We start from the raw sequence: 4,379 nt of genomic DNA, 5'->3' as shown, positions 1-4,379 counted from the left end.
CTCGATTACCTTGATACTCAGGGGCATGGGTATGTTGATAAGCCCACCACATCAAGGCAATGCTGATAATGGCAAAAATGATTCCAATGCGAATCATGTAAGAACCCAATCCCCTAGCGAAAATACTTTCGCGGGGACTAAAAGGTGGACGTTTCATTACATCTGGTTCTGGAGGTTCCACAGCTAATGCCAAGGCTGGTAAACCGTCTGTCACCAAATTCATCCAGAGAATTTGTAAGGGGGTAAGGGGAACGCCTCCCAAACCAATTAAGGGTGCAGCTGCAATGGTGATAACTTCGCCAATGTTACTGCCCAGAATGTATTTAATAAAGCGGCGGATATTGGTGTAAACAACTCTACCTTCCTTGGTGGCGCTGACAATGGTGGCGAAGTTGTCATCAAGTAATACCATGTCACTGGCTTCTTTACTTACATCAGTGCCAGTAATGCCCATCGCAATACCGATGTCGGCTTGTTTGAGGGCTGGGGCATCGTTAACACCATCGCCTGTCATTGCCACAAATTTACCCCGGCGTTGCAGTGCTTGGACAATTCGCAGTTTGTGTTCTGGGGAAACTCTGGCATAGATGCTCACCAGGTCAACATTTTGCTCTAATTCCTGGTCACTCATCCGTTGCAATTCTTGACCTGTGAGGAGGCGGTCACCTTCTTGGGCAATTCCCAAATCGGTAGCGATCGCTCGTGCTGTTAATTGGTGGTCGCCAGTAATCATCACTGGGCGAATGCCTGCATCTCGACATTCTTGCACAGCTGCCCTTACCTCTGGGCGTGGCGCATCTAGCATTCCCACCAATCCCAGCCACACCAAGCCTTGCTCGGATGTTTCGTCTGAACCTTCCGGTGGAATTTCTGCGAGGGGTTTGTAGCCAAAACCTAGCACCCGCAAACCTTTACTCGCCATTTGGTCATTTTCTGCCAAAATTTTCTGGCGTTGTTCTTCAGTTAAGGGGGCTGTGTCATTACCCAAATGAATTTGAGTGGAACGTGCCAAGATTAACTCTGGAGAACCTTTGGTAAACATTAAGTAAGGTTCAGATTGGAGAAAACTAGCGATGGCTGGGTCAATGCCTCTGGAAGACGCGTCACCTGTGGCGACTCCCTCCACCTGAGAAATTACGCTCATCCGCTTCCGTTCTGAGGAAAAGGGAAACTCTGCAACGCGAGGTAATTTACTGTTCCACTGGTCTTTTTCGATTCCAGCTTTTCCCGCCAGTGTTAACAATGCTCCCTCTGTAGGATCTCCCAAAATCGCCCAATCACCTTGTTCTTTTTGCAACACCGAATCATTACAAATAGCACAGGCGACTGATAACGCTGAGATTTCTGGAGAGTTTTCTAGAGAAATTTTTTGACCATCTAACTGAAAGTCCCCTGTGGGAGTGTAACCTTCGCCAATGACGCGAAAAGTTTTGTTATTAGTGAAAACCGATTGCACCACCATTTTATTTTGCGTCAGCGTACCGGTTTTATCAGAACAGATGGTAGTTACAGAACCCAATGTTTCCACTGCTGGGAGTTTGCGGATCAAGGCATTTTGGCGCACCATTCGCTGGGTTCCCAATGCCAAGGTGACGGTAATTACAGCAGGTAAACCTTCTGGCACCACAGCAACCGCCATACTCAAGGAAACTTCCAAGAGTTCTTGGATATTTTTAAAACCTCCGTCCTTGATTACACCACCGACGACAACGATCGCCACAAGAATCAAAGAACCAGTAACTAGGACATTACCCAGTTGAGTCATCCGTTGCTGTAACGGTGTCGGTTCACTTTCCACCGCCTGCAACATGGTGGCAATTTTGCCGAGTTCTGTAGTCATGCCGATGTTAGTCACCAGAACCTTCGCCCGTCCTTGGACTACTTCGGTTCCTTGAAACACGACATTTAGGCGATCGCCTAATGATGTTTCCTCAGGCAATTTTAATGATGCCTGTTTATTCACGGCTTCGGCTTCACCAGTCAATGCCGACTCACGCACTTGTAAATTAGACTGTTCTATCAAGCGTCCATCTGCGGCTATCTGCATCCCAGCTTCCAGCAGCATTACATCCCCTGGAACTAAATCCTTGGCTGCTATCTCCACCAGTCTAGCGTCGCGGATGACGCGCACTAAGGGAGAGGTCATTTTTTTCAGGGCTGCCAAGGCTTTTTCGGCACGGCTCTCTTGGACGTAGCCGAGTATGCCATTGAGGATGACAATTGCTAAAATAGCGATCGTATCTTTAAATGGCACTTCACCAGGCTTTAAGCGACCCTCCCGCAAAGCCATCAGGTCTAAAAACCCAGAAATCAGAGCTACGCCAATCAGCATCAACAACATAATGTTCTTGAACTGATCCAGCAGGATTTCCCAAGTACTACGGCCAGCAGTTTCTTCAAGTTCGTTGGGGCCGTACTTTTGCAACCTCTGTTGAATTTCTTGGGGTGTTAAGCCACTGTCAGCATTACTATCGAGCAGGTCTAGCGCTTTATCAACTTCTAAACTATGCCAAACGGCGGCACCTTCAGGCAGAGAATTAGCAGACATCGTGTACGTCACAGGAAATGTTTACAAAATTTGATCATAATTTAGTGATGGCAGGAATTCCATCTTCTAAAGTTACATTAAGGCGATCGCCCAGTTGCATGAGTGTATCTGTAATTCTTAACATTTGTAAATTTATTTTTTTTAAGATAGTGTTATCTCTCACGAAAGAGTTTTTCGGAACACATTGTACCGATAATTATAAGTAATAGAGCTTTGAAGCTTAGTTACAGAGCATCTGCCACAATGAATTTTAGGCTGTATTGCTTTAATTTAGATCGGGTCTTTAGCCAGGATGCTTGGCACAAGTGCATTTATTCATTGTTAATTCTGAGAGAAGTTGCCAGGAAGGTTTCCCTACCTAGTAAATTTTTCAAGAATAATTTTGAATCGCTTAAATAGTCATGTTTCCTCGCCTACCTAAATTTGGTGAGGGGTTTTTACACTTCCCACAAGGTTTTATGAGTTTTGCACTCCCCAGTTTGATCGTTAGCCAGATGTTTGGGCAAAAGACAATTCGACCGCTTACTGCTGCTACCCTGTGTGGCATTACTTTCATAAAAGACAGACTGATTGCCATTGACAGTATTAAAGGGCATCTACTAGAAATTGATCCCACTTCTGACAACAGCAAAATTCTTAATCCCCATCAAGTTAAAGAATTTACCGATGTTACTGGTCTAGCTGCGTGGGAAGATACCCTGTGGGTAAGCCGAGAAAATAGTGTTTACTTGTGCAATCTCAATGCTTTGGGTCTGGAACATTTTGTAACATTGCCTTATCCTGCTGACGGCGTTGCTGTTTGGGAAACAACAGTTTATGTCAGCTGCCAAAGGCTAGGCTACATTCTGATTTATGACCGCGAAACGCGAAAAGAGATTACCAGGTTTTATGCTCCAGGCGTTGGGATAGAGAATTTAGCTGTCACCCAGGAAATGCTGTGGATTTGCGATCGCACCGAACAATCAGTTTACGCGATGGATAGGGCCACAGGAGAACTTCAATTCAGTGTCCTGACACCCTTTGAATGCCCCACAGGCATAGCAATACATAAAAATGCCGAAACAGGCAAAGAAAGTATTTACGTCGCTTACGCCTCAGAGGAGGCTTATATCCGGGACAACCCAAATGCTGATCCTAGTCATGAGCTAACGTTCCGCGATCGTACTTTTATTCATCCTCTGTATTATCATTACGAACCCGATAAGCGCTACGCCCTTTCTAATGGCTATCTCATCGAAATGTCTTATGCTGAGGAAATTGCACCCTTAGACGAGGTTTATTTACCTGACGTAGAATGGCGCATCGCCTTACCATCGGAAACAGAGCGTCAAAAGGTGAAACACGTTGAACCCATTGGTATACCTTTTACCGAAGAAGTGGTACAGGGGCAACGTGTAGCAGTTTTTAAATTTGATTCTCTTGCTCCAGGTGAACGGCATATATTTGGCTGGAAAGCACTTTTGGAAGTTCGCGGTATTAAGTATCGCATCACACCCAGAGATGTAGAAGATATACCTGAACTTTCTTCAGAATTAGAAACACGCTACCTAGTGGATGACGACGATTTAGCAATGGATACTACCATTGTTCGCCGTGCTGCCAGAGAAGCAATTGGTTCTGAAACCAATGTGTTGCGGAAAATGTACAGCATCCGCAACTACGTCTATGATGAGTTATCTTATGGTATTAAACCTTACATTGACACGCCAGCAAATTTTATTGACCCTTAACCCCGATGTAGCGCAAGTTCAAGGTATTCACGTCCAGTTGTACCGCTACGTGTTTGTGGTCTTGCTTTCACTCGCCGTTTCTGTAGCGATTAAAGCTGTCG

General features: G+C 45.3%; 1 protein-coding gene and 2 pseudogenes. 2 read left to right on the top strand and 1 reads right to left on the bottom strand.

Annotation, left to right across the window (positions count from 1 at the left end; genetic code table 11):
• On the bottom strand, positions 1-2,548 hold a 2,548-nt coding region (locus LC574_RS28515), incomplete at its 3' end, for an HAD-IC family P-type ATPase (protein WP_229457012.1).
• A 458-nt stretch (positions 2,549-3,006) separates the two neighbouring features.
• Here LC574_RS28515 and LC574_RS28510 point away from each other — a divergent pair.
• A pseudogene (locus LC574_RS28510) lies at positions 3,007-4,257 on the top strand (YncE family protein); the annotation flags it as partial.
• A pseudogene (locus LC574_RS28505) lies at positions 4,241-4,379 on the top strand (metal ABC transporter permease); the annotation flags it as partial. The pseudogenes LC574_RS28510 and LC574_RS28505, both read left to right, overlap by 17 nt.

The sequence above is a fragment of the Nostoc sp. CHAB 5715 genome (assembly GCF_020829685.1).
In the GTDB taxonomy this organism is placed as follows: domain Bacteria; phylum Cyanobacteriota; class Cyanobacteriia; order Cyanobacteriales; family Nostocaceae; genus Nostoc.
The sequence above is the reverse complement of the archived record's forward strand: the minus strand, read 5'-3'. Positions and strand labels throughout refer to the sequence as shown.